Source organism: Rhodococcus sp. NPDC055024, from assembly GCF_053608585.1.
Genome location: NZ_JBSGVT010000015.1, coordinates 111,736 through 134,309, shown reverse-complemented (window position 1 = coordinate 134,309; position 22,574 = coordinate 111,736). Strand labels below are relative to the sequence as shown.

The window sequence follows — 22,574 nt, the reverse complement described above, 5'->3', positions numbered from 1 at the left end:
CCGCGCCAACCGATTCACCCGCACACCGAACTCGGCATACGTCAACACCACATCACCGAACACCACAGCAACACGACCCGACGACACCTCAACCGAAGCCGCCACCAAACCCGCCAACGTCACATCATCAACACAACGATCCGTCTCATTCACACCCCCCAACACCAACCCACGCCCAACCACAGACTCCACGGCAAACAGTTCCACTCGCCGATCCGGTTCTGCGACAGCGGTAGTCAAGACCGACTCGAACGCGAACATGAGACGTGAGGCAGTGGATTCCTCGAACAGATCCGTGGCGTACGTCAGCGCAACGACGAGCCCGGAAGGTCGACCGTCGTTGTCGAACTGTTCGGCCGCAACAAAATCGAGGTCGAACTGAGTGCTCACCACCGCAGGTTCGATGCTCTCGATGTGCAGCCCGTTGAGAGTCAACTGTGAATCGAGATGGTTCTGTAGTGCGAGGCCGACCTGGAAGAGCGGTGAATACGACTGCGAACGAAGCGGATCGAGTGCCTCCACCAAGCGCTCGAACGGAACGTCACTGTGGGCAAAAGCCTGCAGATCGGCGTCGCGGACTCGGGAGAGCAAGTCGGTGAACTGCTCACCTGGGTCGACAGTGGTGCGCAACACGACGGTCCCCACGAACATGCCGACCAGATCGTCGAGCACGCGTTCTCCGCGGCCGGCCGTCGGCGTCCCGACGGCAAAGTCGAGATCGCCGGTGAACCGCGACAGTACAACAGCCAGAGCCGCACGCAGCACCATGAACGGCGTAGCGCGGTGCCGCCGGGCCAGTTCGGAAATCGCCTGTTGCAGTGCAGGTTCGAGACGAGCGCTCAGAACCGCTCCACGGCCGGAAGCCACCGCGGGTCGGGGGCGATCCAACGGGAGTTCGAGGACGGACGGCAATCCGTCGAGTGTGTCCGACCAGAACGCGAGCTGTCGCGAGATCAGCGAGGTCGACGATTCTTCCGAACCCATCGTCTCGAGCTGCCACAACGCGTAATCCGCATACTGCACCTCCAGCGGCGCCCACGACGGCACCGCACCCCTGGACCGCGCCTCGTACGCCACCATCACATCACGCGTCAACGGCCCCATCGAGAAACCGTCACCCGCAATGTGATGCACCGTCATCGCCAGAACGAACTCGAACTCCGCCAACTGCACCAGCGACGCTCGAACCGGAATCTCGGACGTGAGGTCGAACGACACACCGAGTACACCGGCCAGCACGTCGTGGAGCGAATCCTTCTCCACCGCAATGATGTCGAGAATGTCGAAAGCGTCAGGTGCCTCGACAACCTCCTGATATCCCGTCCCGTCATGCTCCGGGTACACGGTTCTCAAGACCTCGTGACGAGCGACCACGTCGGCGATACTTGCGCGCAACGCCTCGACATCCAACCGACCGGCGAATCGAAGAACCACCGGGATGTTGTACGCCGACGAATCGGGATCGAAGCGGTTGAGGAACCACATACGAGTCTGCGCCGGAGAGAGCGGAATCCTTGTCGGCCTCGGCTGTGAGCGCAGCGCGGGTCGGCGCGAAAGCTCGGCGGTTTCCACCACGGCTGCCAACTCTGCGACGGTGGGCGACTCGAAGACCACACGCACCGGCAAGTCGGTGCCTGCGACGGCGTTGATCCGCCCGAGCAACCGAGTTGCACTGAGCGAATTGCCGCCGCGTTCGAAGAAGTCGTCGTCGACACCCACTTCGTCGGTCTTTCCGTCACCGAGGACCTCGGCAAAAGCGGCAGCTACCGACAATTCGGCCGGTGTGGTCGGTGCGCGGAAACGACGTGCCTCGAAAACAGGCACCGGGAGCGCATGTCGATCTACCTTGCCCGTACTCCCCAGCGGCAGGGCGTCGAGTGTCATCAGGACTGTCGGCACCATGTAGCCGGGCAGGGCGGCGCGCAGTCCGGTCAGGATGGTCGACTTCTCGACGGCCGAGCCCGCGGCCGCAGTGACGTAACCGATCAGGTGTTGTTCGCCGGTGTCAGATGTCGTGACTGTGACTACCGCATCCTGAATCGAGGGGTCGGCACGAAGCGCTGTTTCGATCTCACCGAGTTCGATGCGGAAGCCTCGGACCTTGACCTGGAAGTCTGCACGCTCGAGGTATTCGAGACTGCCCGAGGCATTCCACCGAACCAGATCGCCGGTTCGATAGAGGCGCTCACCCGATCCGTTCGGATCGGCGACGAAACGGGTCGCGTTCTGCCCCGGATCCCCGATGTACCCACGGGCCAGCTGAACTCCCGCGAGATAGAGCTCACCTGCAACACCGACCGGAACCGGGTGAAGGCGGTCGTCGAGTACATGCAGTCTCGTGTTCCACGCCGGAGTTCCAATCGGAACGGTTGCCACGTCGACATCGCTCGTTCGGTGTGCCGTGACACTGACCGCAGCCTCCGTGGGGCCGTACAGGTTGTAGACCTGCGCCGAACTCTGATCTCGCACATGCTTGGCGGTCTGTACCGGCAGGGTCTCACCGATGCACAGAATCCGGGTGAGAGAACTCGGCAGCCGACGCTCGGATGCGCTGAGCAGCGACAACATCGAGGGAACGGCGTGCAGCGTCGTCACCTGCTCGCGCTCCATCAGCAACGTGAGGTAGTCACCGTCCTGCTGTGCTCCTGGCTCGGCGAGAATCAGGCAGGCACCGGTTTGCAACGCCCACCAGTACTCCCAGACGGACAGATCGAAGGTGGCTGCGGTTTTGACGAGCACACGGTCATCGGCATCGAGAGGGAACTGATCCTGCTTCCACAAGAGTTGATTGGTGATCGCTCGATGGGAGATCGCTACGCCCTTGGGCTTTCCGGTGGATCCGGAGGTGTAAATCGCATACGCGATGTTGTCCGGGCTCAGGCCCGCGAGGCGTTCCGAGTCCCGAATCGGCGATCCGTCGACACCGTCCAGCCCGAGAGTGTCGATGTTCACGCCGGGGTACTGCTCGCCGAGCGAATCGTGAGAAGTGTTCAGAACAACTGCGGGCGCTGCGGATTCGAGGATGTGAGCCGTGCGTTCTGCCGGCTGATCCGGGTCGAGCGGAACGTAGGCCCCGCCTGCCTTCACCACCGCGTACATGGCAACGACCAGTTCGACGGAGCGCCGAAGATTCAGCGCGACAGTCACTTCCGGACCGACACCGATTCCGATCAGATACCGCGCCAGGCGGTTGCATTCGGCATCGAACTCGGCATAGGTCAGGCGACGGTCACCGAGAACGAGCGCTTCGGCGCTCGGTGTTCTGCGTACCTCGGCGTCGAACAGATCCGCGAGGGTCGTCTCCGGAACGACGGCGTCGGTGTTGTTCCACGTGTCGACTGTGGCCGCGACCTCTTCGTCGCCGAGCAGAGCGATGTCACCCACCGGAACGTCCGGGTCACGCCCGATCGAATCGAGAACGCGCAGCAGCCGGTTGGCGAATGTCGCCACCGTGGATTGGTCGAACAGATCTGTTGCATAGGTGAACGACGCCGACATCGAACCCGAGTCCCCAGGGGTGACGGTCAGGTGGAGGTCGAACTTCGCCGTCTCGACTGGGGCGCCAACTGCCGCGATCTGCAGTCCGGGTAGCGCAAACATTGTCGGCGTGAGGTTCTGGAAAGACAGTGCCACCTGGAACAACGGATGGCGGGCTGTCGATCTGACCGGATCGATGATCTCGACGAGCCGCTCGAACGGCAGGTCCGCGTGTGCGAAGGCGGCGAGATCCTGATCGCGGGTGTGGCTGAGCAGTTCCGTGAACGGCGCAGCCGTGTTCACCTGGGTTCGAAGCGCCAAGGTGTTCACGAACATCCCCACGAGTGCGTCGAGCGACTCGTGTCCTCGTCCCGCGATGGGCGAACCGATGGTGATGTCGGCGCTGTCTCCCAGCCTTGCGAGAAGTACGGCGAATGCGGCGTGGACGACCATGAACAGGCTCGAGCCTGATCCGACGGCAAGATCACGCAGTCGATCGGCGGTGTCCGAGCCGATCGTGAAGTGAATCTCCTTACCGCGATAGCTCTGACGGGGCGGACGCTGCCGGTCCGTCGGCAGATTCAGCAGGTCCGGAATTCCGGCGAGCGTGGACGTCCAGAACTGAATTTGCGCCTGAGCATCACCCGAGGGTTCGGATTCGGTCCCGAGCAGATCGTGTTGCCAGAGAGCGTAATCCGCGTACTGCACGGGCAGCGGCGCCCACTGCGGCGCGTCACCCCGAGAACGCGAGACGTAGGCACCCATGACGTCGGTGGCCAGGGGTCCGAGTGACGATCCGTCGGATGCGATGTGATGCATCACGACGGCGAGAACATGCTCGGTCTCCGAGATTCGATACAGAGCCGTCCGCAGTGGTACGGCGGTCGTCACGTCGAATCCGGTGCCGGCAAGAGCGAAAAGCCGTTCCAACGCTTCAGCTTCGGTGACGTCGTGCGGTACCAGATCGAGATCCACCGAAGACGTTGACAGGATCTCCTGACGGGGTCCGTCCGCGGTATCGGGATAGTAGGTACGCAGGGACTCATGGCGTTCGACGACGTCGAAAAGCGCGAGCGCCAATGCCGGCGCGTCCAGGGTTCCGCTCAGGCGAAGCGCGAGCGGTAGGTTGTCCGTGGCTGCCGCGGTGTCGAATCGATTGAGGAACCACATCCGAGTCTGCGCCGGCGAGAGCGGAATACGTTCGGGTCGCGGTCGCGCTTCCAATCGAGGCTGATCATCGCGTTCTGCCGACTCCGCCAGCAGAGCGAGTTCTGCGACAGTCGGGGCCTCGAACAGCGAACGAACACCGAGTTTGATCCCGAACGAGGTGTTGACTCGGGCGATCGCCCGAGTGGCACTGAGCGAATTTCCACCCAGCTCGAAGAAACTGTCTTCTGCTCCGACGGCGTCGGTTCCGAGAACGTCGGCAAAAGCGCTGGCGACACGAATCTCTGAGATTGTGGTCGGCGCCCGGAATGTCGCCGAGGCGACGAACTCCGGAGCGGGAAGTGCTGCGCGATCGAGTTTCCCGGCCGGAGTCAGGGGTAGCGATTCCAGCAGGATGACAGCGGTGGGCACCGCGGCACGGGGCAGGATCGCTGCGACGGCGTCGAGGATGGACTCTGCCGACACCGCGTCCGCGACGATCACGTATCCGACGAGTTGATCGCCGAGAGAGTCGTGACGATGAACGGCGGCAGCGGCGGCACTCACTCCACGGACGGAGGCGAGCGCTGATTCGATCTCCCCCAGTTCGATGCGGAGTCCGCGAAGCTGAACCTGGGCGTCGGATCGTCCGATGTACGCCAGTTCGCCCTGGTCGGTCCAGGTGACCACGTCGCCGGTCCGGTACATCCGCGCGCCCGGTGCACCGAACGGGTTCGCAACGAAGCGTTCTGCGGTTAGCCCCTCGCGTCGGTGGTACCCGCGTGCCAAGCCGGGACCCGACAGATACAGCTCGCCCCTGACCCCGACGGGTACGGGTCCGAGGGCGGAATCGAGGACCAGAACGTGGGCACCTTCGAGCGGAGTACCAATCGTGACGGGCGAGAGTGAACCGTCACGGTGTTGTACACCGTCACCCACCGGAGCCGTGGTACCGAGAAGCGCCCCGGTCTTGGTGATGACGATGGTGCTCTCGGTCGGCCCGTAGCTGTTGAAGAGTCGTGTCTTGCTGTGAAAGCGACCCAGCAGCTGTGGTGGGAAGACGTCGCCACCGAGCACGACGGTTTCGAGGTCGGAGAGCGTGCCTGCCTCGACGGTGGTCATAGCCGCCGGCGCTGTCACCACGTGGGTGACGCGGTGACGGCGGATGACGTCGGTGAGTTCGTCGCCGGCGATGACCGATGGCGGTGTGATCACCATCGTCGCACCGGCGGTGAACGCGAGGATCATCTCGAACATGGAGGCGTCGAAGCTCGACGACGAGAGTCGCAGCACCCGTGAGTGTCGAGATGCCGCCAGATCGGTGCGGGTCCGAGCGGAGAACACAGACAGTCCGCGGTGGGTGACAGCGACACCCTTCGGCAGACCGGTCGAGCCTGACGTGTAGATCAGGTAGGCAACATGATCCGTGTGTAGCGTGCGGATCCGATCGGCATCGGTGACCTGCGCCGCGGAGTAGCGATCAAGGTCGAGGTCGTCGATCTCGATCGTGTCGATACCGCTCGGAAGTGTTGGTGCTGTCTCCGAGTCGGTGACGACGACCAGCGCGGCGGAGTCTCGAAGCATGTGAGCGATGCGCTCGTCGGGGTACGTCGGATCCACTGGAACGTAGGTTGCGCCGCTCTTGGCAACGGCCCACAGCGCGAGTATGGATTCGGCCGACCGCGCAAGAGAGACAGCAACGGCTGTTTCGGGGCCGGCGCCGCGCTCGATGAGGATCCGCGCCAGCTGGGAGGACCGCGAATCCAGTTCGCTGTAGGTCATCTCACCGCACGACTCGGAGACGATTGCCACATCTGCGGATTCCGAGTGTGTGGTCAACAGATCCGCGAGAGTGAGGATCGGCGTGGCTGCCGGACCGAATACGGAAGTCAGTCTGGTGTATTCGTCCTCGTCCAGTAGGTCGATATCCGCGATTGCCGTTTCGGGGGCCGCGGCAATCTGCGCGAGAATCCGTCGGAACCGGTGTGCAAATCCGTCCACGGACGCGCCGGTGAAGAGATCTGTGGCATACGTCCAGGTGAGATTCATCGAATCAGCGTGCTCGACCATCGTGATCTGGATGTCGAACTTTGCCGGAACGACTGCGGTGTCCACAGCTTCGATCTCGAGACCGGGCAGTGCGAACGCAGCGGTTCCCTCCTGCTCCTGAGAAAGCGCCACCTGAAAGATCGGCGCGTGGGCCTGGGATCGAGCGGGCTGCAGTATGTCGATCAGCCGCTCGAAAGGTAGGTCCGCATTTTCGAATGCAGCGAGGTCGGTGGCTCGCACCTGCGCCAACAGATCCAGGAACGACGACGCCGGCGTGAGACGGCTACGCAGGGCCACCGTGCCGACGAACATTCCGACCACGTCGTCGAGCGCCGGTTCGCCGCGTCCGGAAATCGGTGTCCCGATCACCACGTCATCGGTCGCACCGAGGTTGGACAGAAGTACCGCGAGGGCGGCATGGAGCACCATGAAGGTTGTGGCGCCGTGTGTGCGGCCCACCTGCTGGAGCGCACTGACCATCTCGGGCGTCAACGCCAATTCGGTGCTCGCTCCGCGCAGCGACGCAAGCGCTGGGCGCGGGAAGTCGGTGGGCAGTTCGAGAAGTTCCGGCGCTCCGGCCAACTGGTCACGCCAGTACTCGGCCTGCGCGGAAGCAACACTGGTCCGGTCACTTTCCGAACCGAGGACCTGGTGCTGCCAGAGGCTGTAGTCGGGATACTGAACAACCAACGGGGCCAGTGACGGCTCGGTTCCCGAACGCCGTGCCGAGTAGGCGAGAACAAGATCCCGGGCGAGCGGCGCCACTGAGGCACCGTCCGCGGCGATGTGGTGAACCACGGCGACCAGGATGTGCTCGTCCGCCGAGAGTTCGAACAGGTTTACCCGCAACGGAATTGCTCGGGTGACGTCGAAGCCCTCACGCACAGCGTCGACAATCCGCTCGTCAACCTGTTCGGGAGAAACCACCGTGTGATGGAAGGGTACGTCTACGGCTCCGAGAATGGACTGGTACGGCCCAGCGGCATCTTCGGGAAAGATGGTTCGCAGGGACTCGTGACGAAGAACGATGTCCGACAATGCTTCTCGTAGAGCCGAGGAATCGAGCTGCCCTCGCAGACGAAGGACGAGCGGGATGTTGTACGCAGGTGACTCTGGATCGTATCGATTGAGAATCCACATACGCGATTGCGCCGGCGAGAGCGGGATACGCTCTGGCCGAGGCCCGGCCGTCAGAGCGGGCCGGGTACCACTCTGCGCACCGTCGACTGCCGCGGCAAGGGTCGCGACCGTCCTGGCGTCGAAGAGGACCCGAACCGGGAGGGAAACTGAAAGTTCGGTGCCGATCCGTCCCATCACTCGGGTAGCACTGAGAGAGTTTCCACCGATGTCGAAGAAGTCGTCCACCACGCTCACCTGGTCGACGGCCAGAACGTCACCGAAGATCCGGCTGATCACCTTCTCCGTCTTCGTGATCGGTGCGACGAACGCATTCCGGCGCGCCGTCGGCGCCGGCAGTGCGCGGTAGTCGACTTTGCCGGCCGGCGTCAGCGGGATTTCCTCGAGAACGATCACTGCGGCGGGAACCATGTGTGCAGGAAGTCGGCCGGAGACGAAGGTGCGTACCTCCTCCGGATCCAGATGCTCACCGACCACGTACGAGTTCAGCCCGACGGTGTCGTCTGCAGTCGTCACCGCAGTTCGCACTCCCGCGTGGGCGGCGAGCACCGCGTCGATCTCTCCGAGTTCGATGCGGAATCCACGAATCTTGACCTGTGAATCGCTGCGGCCGAGATACTCGAGTTCCGTTCCACGTCGTCGCACGAGGTCGCCGGTGCGATACATCCGCAGCCCCGAACGTGCGGGATCGGCAACGAACCGAGCAGCCGTCAGGTCGCCGCGGTGGTGGTAACCGCGGGCAAGTCCACGCCCGCTCAGATACAGCTCACCTGTCACACCGTCCGGAACGGGACGAAGGCGAGAGTCGAGAACATGTGCGACGGTACCGAGAACGGGAGTACCGATGGTGATCCGATCAGTCGCCGACATGGGCCCAGCGAGGGTTGCCATGACGGTGGACTCGGTGGGACCGTACGCGTTGAACATCTTTCGCGTCGGCGCCCACAGCGCGACCAACGCGGCGTCGCAGGCTTCGCCGCCGACGATCACGACACCGAGATCGGGAACATCTGACGGTTCGACCGTGGCCAGAGCTGCCGGGGTCACAAACGCGTGGGTGATCTTCGACGCCCGCATGAGATCTGCAAGCTCACTGCCACCGTAGATGCCGGTGGGGACAACAAGCATTGCGGCACCAGCACCGACAGCCATGGCCAATTCGAGGACCGAAGCGTCGAAGCTGGGCGAAGCGAAATGCATCGTGCGACTGTGGTTGTCGAGTTCGTATCGCTGAATCTGTTCGTCGACCAACGCCGCCAGCCCCGCATGCGAGACGGCGACGCCCTTGGGGGTGCCGGTCGATCCCGACGTGTAGATGACGTACGCAGTGTGATCCATCCGAATCGGTGACGTGCGATCGGAATCGAGAATTCCAGCGTCGCTGACGTCGGCGCGATCCAACGACTCAGCCGCTTCTTCCGTCAGCGTCAGGGCCGCGCCCGAATCGGTGAGCATGTGATCGATCCGCTCGGCCGGATAGCTCGGGTCGACGGGTACAAAAGCCGCTCCGGTCTTGGCGACGGCCCAGGTCGCGATCACGGACGTCGCTGATCGCGGAATGGCGATCGCCACTACAGATTCGGGTCCGATTCCTTGCGCAAGGAGTGCCCGCGCCCACCGATTGGTTCGCCGGTCGACGTCGTCGTACGAGAGTTCGAAGTCGCCGTACAGCATGGCCGAACCGCCGTTCGACTTGGTAACCCCGGCGGCAAGAATCTCGGGCAGCGTCAGTTCCGTCAGCGCGACCGTAGAGGCAGCTCCCTGACGTTCGATCTCTGGCATCGTCCGCAGATCGAGGTCGCCGACCACTGATTCAGGTTCGACAACAACCGTGTCGAGAATGGCGGCAAACCGAGCCGCGAGCTCGCGCACAGTCCGCTCTTCGAAGATGTCGAGGGCATAGGTCCACGTCGCGGTCGCCGATCCGTCCGGGCCTGGCGACGAAACATCCAGTTGAAGGTCGAATTTCGAGATCGGGGTGTCCAGCTCAACCTGCGAGACGACAAGGCCCGGAAGCTGCACGGATGGAGTCGGAAGATCGCCGGTCGCGAGTACCACCTGGAAGAAGGGGTGGTGCGCCGTCGAGCGAGGTGGGTCGAGTACCTCCACCAGACGCTCGAAGGGAATGTCGGCGTGGGCAAATGCCGAGAGGTCTGCGTTGCGGGTCGTCTCGAGCAAAACACGGAAAGATGCAGCCGGATCCACCTGTGTCCGAAGAACCACGGTCCCCACGAACATGCCGACGAGGTTGTCGATGGCCTGATCCCCACGTCCGCTGACCGGGGTGCCGATCGCGATGTCGGTCTCCCCCGCCATCCGAGACAGCAACACCGACAAGGCAGTGTGCAACACCATGAACGGTGTTGACCGCGTGCGACGAGCCAGAGATTCGACAGAGCTGTACGTCTGCGCGGAAACGACCGACGACACCGTCGCACCTCGATAGGACGCGACCGTGGGGTGCGGCCGATCCGTCGGGAAATCGAGGCGGGTCGACATGTTCGCCAATGCACCGCGCCAGTAGTCGATCTGGCGCGACGCCTCCGAATCCGGATCGTCCTCGGCGCCGAGAGAATCGATCTTCCAGAGCGTGTAGTCCGCGTAGTGGACGCTCAACGGCGACCATTGTGGTGCAATGCCCGCGAGCCTTGATGAGTACGCCGCCATCACGTCCGCGGCCAGTGGCTGCATCGACCATCCGTCGCCACCGATGTGGTGGACAACAAGAACAAGAATGTGCTCCGACGCAGCAGTCCGCAGGAGCGCGACCCGCAGGGGGACTTCAGCGGTGACGTCGAACCCGGCGCCGACCAATTCCCCAATCGTCGCAACAGGGTCGCTGACATCAACCGGTTCGAGCACCACCGGCACATGATCGAGAATGTGCTGGTACGGCCCGCTCGAAGAATCCGGGTAGAGAGTACGCAGCACCTCGTGCCGGTCGACGACGTCACTGATCGCCTGGCACAGAACATCGATGTTCACGTCGCCGGACAACGAGAGCGCTGCCGCGATGTTGTAAGCACCGGAATCCGGATCGAATCGGTTGAGGAACCACATTCTCTGCTGAGCCGGGGAGAGCGGAATCCGTTCGGGTCGCGGGCGCGGGCCGAGACCGGGCAATCCGGGTCGGCCGCCGCCTGCGACCAATTCAGCCAGCGCACCGACCGTCGGAGCATCGAACAGTTCTCGAACACCCAGCGAGGATCCCAGCGTCGAATTGATTCTCGCCACGACCCGCGTAGCCGTGAGCGAGTTGCCACCGAGCGCAAAGTAATCGGCGGTGACGCCGATGTTGTCCACTCCGAACAGCTCGGAAAAGATTGCGGCAATCGTCTTTTCGGATTCGGTGGACGGAGCAACGTAGTCGCCCACCGCCACATCCGGTTCCGGCAGTGCTCGCCTGTCGAGTTTTCCGTTGGGGCCGAGTGGCATCGAATCCAGGAACACGAAGACGGAAGGAACCATGTAGGCGGGCAGCTTCGCCTGCGAATGACCGGCGAGAAGCGCTGTGTCGGTTGCCGAATCAGCCGTGACGTAGGCGACGAGGCGTTCCTCACGTACGACGGTGACGGCGGAGAGAACTCCCGAGAGTTCCAACAGGACTGCGTCGATTTCGCCGAGCTCCAAGCGCTGTCCGCGAAGCTTCACCTGAAAGTCGGTACGGCCCAGATACTCGATCTCGCCGATGGGATTCCACTTGACCAGGTCGCCGGTCCGGTACAAGCGCCCGGAACCGAAAGGGTTGGCCACAAAGCGATCTGCTGTCAGATCAGGACGGTCGACATAACCACGAGCGAGCTGCACTCCCGCGAGATACAGCTCTCCCGGAACGCCGATCGGGCTGGGCGCCAGAAGGCGATCCAGCACGTAGATCCGCGTGTTCCAGACCGGAGCGCCGATCGGCACCGGGCCTGCCGCGGCGGAATCCGTCTCGTGGAACGTCACGTCCACGGCAGCTTCGGTGGGACCGTAAAGATTGTGCAGACGTGCACCGATTCGCTCGTGGAAACGAACGACCGTCGCACGCGAAAGTGCCTCGCCGCTGGCGAACACCTGACGAACGGAGTGAAGCTGCTCGAGGTCTCCGTCGACGAGGAAGACGTCGAGCATCGACGGGACGAAGTGCAAGGTGGTGACACCTTCGCGAGCGATCAGCTCGGACAGGTACCGAGCATCGCGGTGTCCGTCGGGTTCGGCCACGACCAGTCTCGAACCGGTGACGAACGGCCAGAACAACTCCCACACCGAGACGTCGAAGGTGGCCGGTGTCTTGTGCAGCACGACATCGCGCGGCGCGAGCGGGTATTGATCTTGCATCCACAGCAGACGATTGACTATCGCACGGTGCGATACTGCAACGCCCTTGGGCTTCCCGGTGGACCCGGACGTGAAGATCACGTAGGCGATGTGATCCGGGGATACGCTGCCGAGGCGCTCGACGTCTTGGATCTGCCCGGTGGAGTACCGCGAGAGATCGATCTCGTCGAGGAGCACCGGCTCGATCCCCGCAGGCAGAGAAGCCGCATCCTCTCGCGTCGAAAGGACTACCGACGGTGCTCCGATGTCGAGCACGTGCCGGATCCGCTCGCCGGGATGCTTCGGATCGATCGGAAGATAGGCTCCGCCGGCTGCGATGACGGCGTGGACCGCGACCACGTAGTGTGCACTCCGTTGCAGGGCGATCGCGACCAGAGACTCGGGTCCGACCCCACAGTCGACGAGGTGACGAGCGAGGGCGTTGACCTGCGAACGGAATTCGCGGTGGCTGACTGTCGTGTCTCCGAACGTCATTGCACCATCAGACATCTCGACGACGCCCGCGTCAGTGAAGAGTAGATCGAGCAGCGTAGCGTCAGCCAGGGTGTGGGACGTGTCGTTCCACTCGTCGAGTACGAGCCGACGCTCGGCATCGTCGAGATAGTCGATGTCGCGGATGCGGATACTCTCGTCGGTCATCGCAGCGAGAATCAACGCGAGGCGTCGGCCCAGACGCTTAGTGGAGTCGTAGTCCATCGCATCGGGTGCGTACTCGATGGTGAGACGAAGGCTCGGTTCGAGGACGGTGACCAGCGCGAGCGGGTAGTGAGTCGCGTCTGCGACCTCGATGCCCGTGACACGCATCCCTGCGATATCCGTCGCGGATTCGAGCGCCGAACGGTCCACGGGATACGACTCGAACACCGTCAACGTGTCGAACATGGCGCCGGCACCCACCGCCGACTGCACCTCGGCAAGGCCGACGTGATGGCTGTCGAGCACCCGAACCTGCTCGGACTGAACTTGTTCGAGCAGTTCGGATACCGAATCATCCGGGTTCACTCGAACTCGAACCGGAACAGTGTTGATGAACAACCCGAGAATGTCTTCGACCCCGGTCAGCGACGCGGGTCGACCGGACACGGTGGCGCCGAACACGACGTCGTCGCGCCCGAGCATTCCGCTCAGCAGCAGGCCCCATGCAGTCTGGACGACGGTGTTGACCGTGACCCCGGTGCGCCTTGCCAACGCGACGATCGCCTCGGTCGACGAGGCTTCCAGCGGAACGTCGACGTCCACGGGAACTGCGTGCACGGAGGACTCTGCGCGCTGTGGTGCAATCACCGTCGGTTCGTCTGCCCCCGACAGCGCGCCGACCCACCTTTCCACTGCCTCGCCGTTGTCCTGTTCGGCAAGCCATTCCAGATAGCTGCGGTACGAGCGCGCGGGAACCGACAGCGATGTGTCGGCGGCGTAGAGCGAAAGCAGGTCGCGCACCAACAACGGCATGGACCAACCGTCGAAGAGAATGTGGTGATTGGTGACGATCAGGTGCGCGGAGTCCACACTCTCGCGAACCAGAACTGCTCGAAGCAGCGGGGGCGCGCTCAGATCGAACGGCGTTGTGCGCTCGAGTTCCGCGACGGCGTGCGGATCACTGCCGAGCACCTCCCGCCATGGAGTCGTCACGGAATCGAGAACGAGCTGTGCTGCAACGCCGTTCGAGTCGTACACGAAGGCTGTCCGAAGTGCGGCGTGGCGCTCGAACAATCTCGCGAGCGACCGGTGAAGTCGTTCGCTGTCGACGATCCCGCCCAGGGAAAGAACGATCTGCCCGGTGTAGACATCGACGGTATCGGCGGTGAGGCTGGCGTGAAACTGGAATCCCGCTTGCAGCGGCGACAGCGACCAGATGTCCTCCAGGTAGCCGAACTGCTTCTCCCACAGTTCTATTTCGTCCTGCGAAGCCGAGACCAGGGGAACGTCGGACGGTGTGAGACCGGCATGATCTCCGACGGAGGCGACAATCTTCTCCAGTTCGACGCGCCACGCCCGCGCAAGCTCCTCGACTGCACCGGGTTCGAAGATGCCTTCAGGGAAAGCAAATGTCGCCGAAAGGAACTCGCCTTGTGGTCCGTCCATGACGACGGCATTGATATCGATGGCGTGGCTGACCGCGAGATCGCTTCCACTGCCGTTGTTGAGATCGATTCCGGCATCGGGAATCCAGCCGGCTGCCCTCAGTTCGTCACTGAACTCGGCGGTGGACATCTTGCCCAGATAGTTGAAACCGATCTGCGGCTCCGGACCGGTCAGCAACCCTGCGCGTCGGAGCAGCCCGTAACCGATCCCGGATCCCGGTGTGGCTCGCAACTGTTCCTTGACGGATTTCACGACCGCAACTGCGTCCGCTCCGAGTCCGGTGAGATCCATGCGGACCGGGTACGCGGCCGTGAACCAGCCGACGGTCCGGGACAGGTCCGAGCCGGGCAGCACGTCTTCGTCTCGTCCGTGACTTTCGAGCGAAACGAGCACTCGCTGCGATCCGCTCCAGGTGCGAAATGCCAGGGCCAGTGCGCTGAGTAATCCGTCGTTGACACCGGCCCGATAGTGCGACGGTACCGAGCGCAACAGGTGATCCGTCGTGTCATGGTCGATGTCGACCCGCACGCGACGGAGGGACGATCCCCGGTCCCGGTCCGAATCGGGAGTTCGTGAACCGATGGGTGACACATCGGTGGCGACGATCTCGCGCCAATATTCGAGCTCCGCCGACGGTGCCACGTCGGTGAGTCCGTGCGACCAGCGGCGCAGCGAAGTCCCGACCGGCATCAATTCCGGAGTGGCACCGTGAATGATCTGTAGCCACACAGCGGCGAAGTCGGGAAGCAGAATCCGCCAGGAGACACCGTCGACGACAAGGTGGTGGATGACGATGACCAATCGGCCCGAATCGTGCGCCGAATCGAGCCAGACGATCTGCGCAGTGACGCCGCGGTACGGATCGAGCCGCGAGGCAGCGTCTGAGGCCGCCTGGGTGAGAGCTTCCTCGAACTCCGAGGTACCGGGTTGCGCTTCGGTGACCGTTCGCCGAACCCACGTGTCGACGACACAAATGGGTGCGATGTCGAATCCGGAGTTGTCGGGCAGCAAGCGCGCGCGAAGAGCGTCATGTCGATCGACAACCACTTGAAGAGTCGCGGCGAGGCGCGAGAGATCAAGTCCGGCAGGAATACTGACCGACACTGCCTGATAGAAGGCATCGATGCTGCCCGCCATGCTCAACATCTTGGTTGCGATCGGGGTAAGGGGGACAAACCCCACTCCCCCACCCGGCAGTTCCTCGAGTACAACGGATTCATCTGCCGGGAGCGCAATTTCGGCCAATCGAGCCACCGTCTTGCGTTCGAACACATCGCGCGGCGTGAAGACGACTCCGGCAGCTTTTGCGCGTGAGACGAGTGAGATCGCGACGATGCTGTCTCCGCCCAGCGCGAAGAACGAATCGTCGACACCGACTCGCTCGACGCCGAGGACAGACGCAGCGGCATCGGCGATGATGCGCTCAACCGGGCCGCTCGGCGCCCGGTAATGCTGAGCCGCCGAACGAAGGTCAGGCTCCGGTAGTGCTCGGCGATCGACCTTTCCAGCCGGGGTCAGTGGTACTTCGGCAAGCGGTACCAGCTGGGACGGAACCATGTGAGCGGGCAGGAATCGAGAGGCGTGTGCGGTCAGAGCCTCTTCGTCGAGGCTGTAACCCGGCTTGATCTTCACGTACGAGTACACGGTGCCGCGGGCCAGCGTCACGACGAAATCGACGGATTCATGTTGTGCAAGTACTGCGTCGATCTCACCGAGTTCGATCCGAAGTCCGTTGACCTGCACCTGAAAATCAGAGCGGCCGACATACTCGAGGGTGAGCTCGTTGCTCCAGCGCACTACGTCACCGGTACGGTACAACCGGGTTCCACCACCGAGGGGATCGGCGACAAAACTCGCAGCGGTCAGCGCCGAACGTGCGTGGTATCCCTGAGCCAATCCGGGGCCACCGAGATACAGTTCACCGGCCACCCCGACGGGCACGGGTCGCAACCAGCGGTCCAGAACCATCAGGTGTGCGCCCTGAATGGGTGAACCGATCGTGATTGCATCATCAGACGACAGCGGAGGCGTCGTGGTGATGACGACGGTCGACTCGGTAGGGCCGTAGCTGTTGTAGAACCGGCAGATCGGGCCGAAGCGCCGAACCAGATCCGGCGGGCACACGTCGCCACCGACAACCACCGCTTCGAGATCCGGCAGACCTGTGGCGTCCACGGTGCTCAAAATTGCCGGTGCACTGATGATGTGGGTGACGCGCTCGCTGCGCAGCAGTTCGGTCAGTTCGTCGCCGCCGTAGACATCGGCCGGAGCGATGACCATCGTCGCCCCGGCACTGAACGCCTGGACCATCTCGAAGACGGACGCGTCGAAACTCGCCGAGGAGAATCGCAGAACGCGAGAATGCACGCCGACCCCGAGTTCGGGACGACCCCAGGCAGTGAAATCGACCAACGCATTGTGCGTGACGGCAACACCTTTCGGCGTACCGGTGGAACCGGACGTGTAGATCAGATACGCGGTGTGATCACTTCGCAGAGGCGCCGTGCGGGCGGCATCGTCGACAACGGACTCGTCACCGACATAGCTGAAACCGTCGATCGAGATCCAGTCCAGATCACCGGGCAGCGCCTGACGGACAGTCGAATCAGTGAGTCCCACAACAGCATTACTGTCGCTCACCATGTGAACGATTCGTTCGATCGGGTACGTCGGATCAACCGGAACACACGCGGCGCCGGTCTTGGCAACGGACCACCACGCTATGACGGCATCGATCGAACGGGGCAGCGCGACCGCCACGCCGGCACCGGGGCCGACTCCGCGTCGGATCAGCGTTCGAGCGAGGACGTTGGAACGTCGATCGAGTTCGCGGTAGGTGAGTTGCTCAGTACCGCAGCGCAGTGCGATCCCCTCCGGCGACGCCGTGACACCGCGGGCGAGAATCGAGGGCAGTGTCATCGGCTTCAACGCTGCCGATCCGCGTGCCGGGACGAGCGACATCCGCTCTGCTTCGCTCAGGATCTCGAGATCGAGAACGCGAGTGCCTGGCAGCGCTTGGTTGTACCGAGTCAGCAGGTCGACGTATCGGCGAACATGCACGCCCAGGTCATCCGCGTCGTACAGATGGGGATTGGCTTCGAAATCGATTCGCGGTGCCTCGCCCGAAGCACTCGGATAGATGTTGACCGACAGGTCTTCCACCGGACCCGTCGACAGCACGTGGAATCGACCGGTCACCGACCCAAGAACCACTTCGGGGTGAAAGTTCATGATGTTGATCGCGGGACCGAAGAATCCACGCTCGGCGCCGACGCCTCGATCACGTCTCATGTCTTCGGTGCGATATCGCTGATGCCTGAGCGCACCGGTCAATTCCAGCTGGACTGCCGCGCTCAGTTCGGCAACCGTGGTCGTCGCAGTCACCGAGACTCGCAGCGGAACGACATTGGATATCATTCCACCCGAACCACGAAGAACCTTGTTCGTTCGCGCGGTCACCGGCAAACTCAGGACGACGTCTTCGGTGCCGGTCACCCGGGCGAAGTAGAGCGCGAAGGCAGCCACCGCTTCCGCGGAAGAGAATCCGTCCGCGCTCACCACCGCACTCGCGCCGTCAAGTAGTCGGCCGACCACGACCGCACCCGCCGTGGCGTCCATTCGCCTGCCGGCCAGGCTCCCCACTTCGGGAAGCTCTGCCGTCTTGGCTGCCCAGTAATCTCGATCCCTGACGAATCGCGGCGAGCGCTGATACTCGGCCTCGGTCGCGTACACGGCACCCAGATCATGCGCCGAGGATTCTCGGACCTCGAGGCCGGCGACATCGGCTGAGTACAACTCGGCGATGCGCGTCATGAAGTTCATGGCACCGTAGCCGTCGAGGACCAGGTGGTGGATTCGGCAGTACCAGAAGTGGCGGTTTACGCCCACGCGCAGGACGGCAGACTTCACCAATCGGTCGGTCAGAAGATCAAAGGGGCGGGTGTACTCGTTCCGCATCCACTCGTGTGCAGCAGTTTCCGGCTCGAGCTCACCGCGCAGATCGACGACCTCGACACTCTGGCTGAGCTCGGGATCGATCTGCTGAAAAGGTTCGCCGTCCACCTCGAGCAATTTCAGCATTCCGGAGCCGAACTCGTGCGCTGCTGTCACACAAGCTCTTTCGAGCACCGTCGCGTCGAGGGACCCGTCGACGACGACGTACTGCGCGATCGTGATCGGCACATCACTGCTCAGTAGCTGGGCAAACCAGATTCCGCGTTGCGCGCTGGTCAGCGGAAAGGGCTCGAAACGTCGATCAGCATGCACAGCGTCGTTCTCTCATCTGCCGAAAAAAGTACCGACGGCCTGCGTCGATTGCTGTGGGCTTGCGGCGCGAAATGACCGAACCGGCTGCCACTCGACACAGTCCGCCGATTGATCAAAGATAGGGTTGCATAACCTACTCAGTCCGTCAAATGGCAGCGCGAGGTTCCCAAGAAATTCCGCAAAGGATTCCGCGAGGTCTGTTTTTGCTGTTCAGGCCTGCAATCCGCGCGCCGCCTCGAGATTCGGCGAATCATGCCCCGGATAGGCGTGAACAAGGGCAGTAGCGAGCTTGGGCACCGCGTGAGTCAGCGAATGCTCGGCGCTATGCGCGATCGCATGGGCTTCGGCAAGGGTTGCCCGGGGATCGATGTCGAGCTCTGCATCGGCATGCAATCGGTGCCCGATCCACCGCATCTTCAAATCACGTACGCCGAGAACCCCGGGCTCGCGCTGTAGCGCACGTTCCGCATCGTCCAACAACTCCGGTTCGACACCGTCCATCAGCCGCCGGAAGACGTCTCGTGCAGCGGTCCGCAGCACGGCCACGATCGCCACTGTGATGACAAGACCGATGATCGGATCTGCCAACGGGAACCCCAGAGCGACTCCCCCAGCTCCCAGAAGGACTGCGAGCGAGGTGAATCCATCTGTCCGAGCATGCAGTCCATCAGCGACCAATGCAGCTGAGCCGATCTGCCTTCCGACTCGGATCCGATACAACGCCACGAGTTCATTGCCGATGAAACCGATCAACCCTGCCGCCGCTACCCAACCGAGATGCTCGATCTCTACCGGATTGAACAATCGCCGTACCGCCTCCACACCGGCAATCACCGCCGACAGCGCGATCATCGCAAGCACGAACAATCCGGCCAGGTCCTCTGCACGCCCGAAACCGTAGGTATAGCGCCTGGTCGCAGCTCGCCGACCGAGTGCAAACGCAATCCAGAGTGGAACTGCCGTGAGCGCATCGGAGAAGTTGTGAATGGTGTCCGCCAGCAGGGCCACCGAACCCGAAATCGCCACGATTGCAACCTGAGCCACCGCGGTGACACCGAGAGCGACAAGACTGATCTTGACCGCCCGGATGCCGATCTCACTCGATTCCAGTGCATCGTCGACGCTGTCCGCGGCGTCATGACTGTGCGGAGAGAACACTTCTCTGACTGCCGATCGAAATCCCTTCGGCCCGTATCCGTGTCCATGACCGTGGCCGTGGCCGTGGCCGTGGCCGTGGGATGTTCTGGGCTCGTGCGTCATGACGCACCTTCTTCTCGATCGGTCCGCTCGGCCTTCGCGGAGCGCTCCGGGTGAATCTCCCGAAGCTCACCCTCACTACGGTGATGGCCCGGCAACCCAGGTCCGGCATGCTCGGCATTGAACACCGCATCCGTAACCAGTTGGCGCACATGGTCGTTCTCGAGACGATAGAACACCGTCGTACCGTCGCGGCGCGTTCGGACCAACCTCGCCATGCGCAGCTTTGCCAGATGCTGCGACACCGAAGGCGCCGGCTTGCCGACGCGTTCTGCCAGTTCGTTCACCGAGCACTCTCGGTCGACCAATGCCCACAACACCTGCACACGGGTTGCGTCGGCCAGCATGCGGAACACCTCCACCACGAGGTCGACTTGATCATCGGGAAGTTTTCGGCGACAAACACCACTATCTGCGTTCATACGTAGATAGTAGATCATCAGAGGCGTCGAAGATGACCTCTCCTGGATTCTCCAGTTGTGCAAAGCTTGGCGGCAAAGCACTTCTCGACTCGCAGACAGGGAGACAACAGAGATGAGTCCTGACGACTGGAACGCCGGCATCATTGCGGAATTCCGCGCGAACGAAGGCAAAGTTGGCGGACCTTTCGAAGGTGCGCCCATGGTGTTGGTCCATCACACGGGACGCAAGTCGGGACGCGAGTTCGTGAGCCCGATGATGTATCTGGCAGACGAGCAGGATCCGAACACCGTTTACGTCTTCGCGTCGAAGGCCGGCGCCCCGACCAACCCCGACTGGTACTACAACCTTGTTGCCGCTGACCAGGCCGAGGTCGAGGTCGGTACCGAAACGTATCGGGTCTCCGTCAGCGAAGTAACCGGCGAGAAGCGCGACCGAATCTACGACGAACAGGCCGGCCGATATCCCGGATTTGCCGAATACGCGGAGAAGACAGCCGGAATCCGCACCATCCCGGTTGTGGCACTGACTCGCGTGTAAATCCTGCGATGCGCCACCCTGCCGTTTCCATCACGAAACGGCAGGGGTCGTTCGAACGGAATCACGACACTGACGACGCTTTTACCTCAGCCTTCGCATGCCGTCCGAGCAGCACGTATCCCACCCAGGATCCGACAACCACCGTCGCCGCGAACGCTTGCACAAGGCCTTCGATACTCACTGGATAGAACACACCGGTGATGTAGTGCGAGATGAATCCGGTGGACGGCAATTCCGCGATTCCGGCCATCCGGCGGGCCCAATTCTCGAGATTGGTCAGCGGGCAGTCATATCCGACCGCTATCGAGCCGGCTCCCCAGACAACCGCAACAAGATGGAATGCAATGGTACGACGCCACTTCCACGCCACGAATCCACCCAGCACCACATAGAGAACAAACCCGAAGTGAACGAACACCGTCACTACTTCGATGAGCCGATACACCATCGTCGTCTCCGCTCGTGGCGCGGAAGTCCCGCAACAACCAGACTATTCCGATGTTAGTCCCCGTAGCGGCGATCTACCCCGTGTATGCAGCCGTCGTGCGGGCAGCGGCGGCGCGGGCGGCATCCGGGTCGTCGCCCGATGCGATTGCGGCAGCGGCCCATGATTCGCTGCTTCCCGCGATGAATGCCTTGGCCTCGTCACTCGCCGACCATTCGGGTGTCTCGAGCGGCGTCGCAATCCCGAGTTCCACGTGTCGAGCCAACCCGAGCAATCCCATGTCCCAGCCGACGCCGAGGGCGCCAGGACCGTACTCGGCCCACCGATCCGGCTCGACGTCCGCGGCGTGTTCGAAGTCGAACAGTGTTGCACTGCCGTCTTTTTCGGTGAGGTTCACCGTCACATAGCTCACGTCACCGCCGTATTCCCAGGTGATGCGGAGGGTTCGCGGAGCATCACACACCAGAATTTCGCCGCCGGCGTTGCCGTCGAGTTGGTAGCGCCCGCCGATCCGAGCCTCCCCCGACACCGGCATGAACCACAGCGGGATGCGGTCGAACTCGGTGACCGCCGCCCAGACGGTGCCGATGGGTGCCGCGAGCGTCCGCGACATGCGGAGCGTGCGTGTTTTACCTTCGTCACCGCCGAACGGGCTCAGTTCTCGCGCCACCAACTGCAACGAATCAACTGCTTTGTCGACCATGAGGCTCCTCGGTTCGAGCGAAACTTCAGCTCAGTCGCTGCTGTAGATGTACTGATACTTCTTCTCCAGCGGCGCTCTTGCCGATCGCCTTGCAGAGTGCCACGCGCAGCGGAAGCCAGTGAGGTCCGTCGCCGGAGGGCATCAGCGTCGCCTCGAAGGGATGCTCCATCGAGGGTCCCCACCACTTTGACAGCGCGTCTGGTTCCCAGAAGTTCCGCCGAGCCGGGCACGGTCAAGAACGTCGCGAACGCCCCGTCTTTCTCGATGGGTGAGGTGAACGAGTAGTCGAGCGGTTGTGGAGTCTTGTCAGTGGCCATGTCGCGTCACTACTGACCGGCGAGCAGGACGTCGGTGTCAAAACACGTGTGAGTGCCGGTGTGGCATGCGGCGCCCTCCTGATCGACGATCAGCAAGACGGAATCGCCGTCACAATCAAGGCGCACCTCGTGTACGTACTGGGTGTGCCCGGAGGTCTCTCCCTTGACCCAGTACTGCTGCCGCGAGCGCGAATAGTACGTCCCCTTACGGGTTTCCAGTGTTCGCGCGAGCGCTTCGTCGTCCATCCACGCGACCATCAGCACATCACCGGTCGACTTCTCCTGCGCAACCGCGCTGAACAGTCCGGCGTCGTTTCGCTTCAGCTTCGCCGCGATTGCGGGATCAAGGCTCATATGACGTTTATACCTTCCACCTGTGACTTCCGTGGAATTCCCCTGCACGGCCGCCCTAGAA

7 protein-coding genes and 1 pseudogene are annotated in these 22,574 nt (G+C 62.7%); 1 reads left to right on the top strand and 7 read right to left on the bottom strand.

Going from position 1 to position 22,574, the window contains the following annotated elements:
- The 3 genes from ACWF6P_RS26480 to ACWF6P_RS26470 all read right to left on the bottom strand — a co-directional run.
- On the bottom strand, positions 1 to 18,477 hold an 18,477-nt coding region (locus ACWF6P_RS26480; RefSeq protein WP_452623057.1), incomplete at its 3' end, for a non-ribosomal peptide synthase/polyketide synthase.
- 210 nt (positions 18,478 to 18,687) lie between these two features.
- Complete coding sequence (locus ACWF6P_RS26475) at positions 18,688 to 19,737, bottom strand: cation diffusion facilitator family transporter (RefSeq protein ID WP_452623056.1); 1,050 nt, start codon at positions 19,735 to 19,737, stop codon at positions 18,688 to 18,690.
- On the bottom strand, positions 19,734 to 20,156 hold the full coding sequence (locus ACWF6P_RS26470; RefSeq protein WP_378538663.1) for an ArsR/SmtB family transcription factor: 423 nt from the start codon (positions 20,154 to 20,156) through the stop codon (positions 19,734 to 19,736). The genes ACWF6P_RS26475 and ACWF6P_RS26470 overlap by 4 nt, the downstream gene beginning before the upstream one ends.
- A gap of 112 nt (positions 20,157 to 20,268) precedes the next feature.
- On the opposite strand from ACWF6P_RS26470, the gene ACWF6P_RS26465 reads away from it, so the two are divergent.
- A complete protein-coding gene (locus ACWF6P_RS26465) occupies positions 20,269 to 20,694 on the top strand; it encodes a nitroreductase/quinone reductase family protein (protein WP_452623055.1) in 426 nt (141 codons plus the stop codon).
- A 61-nt stretch (positions 20,695 to 20,755) separates the two neighbouring features.
- Here the strand turns inward: ACWF6P_RS26465 and ACWF6P_RS26460 are convergent, their stop codons facing one another.
- The 4 genes and pseudogenes from ACWF6P_RS26460 to hisI all read right to left on the bottom strand — a co-directional run bounded on the left by ACWF6P_RS26460 (position 20,756) and on the right by hisI (position 22,513).
- Positions 20,756 to 21,142 (bottom strand): DUF2784 domain-containing protein, encoded by a 387-nt coding sequence (locus tag ACWF6P_RS26460; protein ID WP_378538669.1) that lies wholly within the window; start codon positions 21,140 to 21,142, stop codon positions 20,756 to 20,758.
- A 73-nt stretch (positions 21,143 to 21,215) separates the two neighbouring features.
- Positions 21,216 to 21,842 carry an SRPBCC family protein gene (locus ACWF6P_RS26455; RefSeq protein WP_452623054.1) on the bottom strand — a complete coding sequence of 209 codons (627 nt, stop codon included), beginning with the start codon at positions 21,840 to 21,842 and terminating at the stop codon, positions 21,216 to 21,218.
- 25 nt (positions 21,843 to 21,867) lie between these two features.
- Positions 21,868 to 22,159: pseudogene (locus ACWF6P_RS26450) on the bottom strand (DUF1905 domain-containing protein).
- Positions 22,160 to 22,168: 9 nt separating this feature from the next.
- Complete coding sequence (gene hisI, locus ACWF6P_RS26445; RefSeq protein ID WP_378538677.1) at positions 22,169 to 22,513, bottom strand: phosphoribosyl-AMP cyclohydrolase; 345 nt, start codon at positions 22,511 to 22,513, stop codon at positions 22,169 to 22,171.
- Between the last annotated feature and the right edge of the window lie 61 nt (positions 22,514 to 22,574).

Coding starts and splice junctions, on each gene's coding strand:
- ACWF6P_RS26475 (WP_452623056.1), bottom strand. CDS start 19,737: ATGACGCACGAGCCCAGAACATCCCACGGCCACGGCCACGGCCACGGC.
- ACWF6P_RS26470 (WP_378538663.1), bottom strand. CDS start 20,156: ATGAACGCAGATAGTGGTGTTTGTCGCCGAAAACTTCCCGATGATCAA.
- ACWF6P_RS26465 (WP_452623055.1), top strand. CDS start 20,269: ATGAGTCCTGACGACTGGAACGCCGGCATCATTGCGGAATTCCGCGCG.
- ACWF6P_RS26460 (WP_378538669.1), bottom strand. CDS start 21,142: ATGGTGTATCGGCTCATCGAAGTAGTGACGGTGTTCGTTCACTTCGGG.
- ACWF6P_RS26455 (WP_452623054.1), bottom strand. CDS start 21,842: ATGGTCGACAAAGCAGTTGATTCGTTGCAGTTGGTGGCGCGAGAACTG.
- hisI (WP_378538677.1), bottom strand. CDS start 22,513: ATGAGCCTTGATCCCGCAATCGCGGCGAAGCTGAAGCGAAACGACGCC.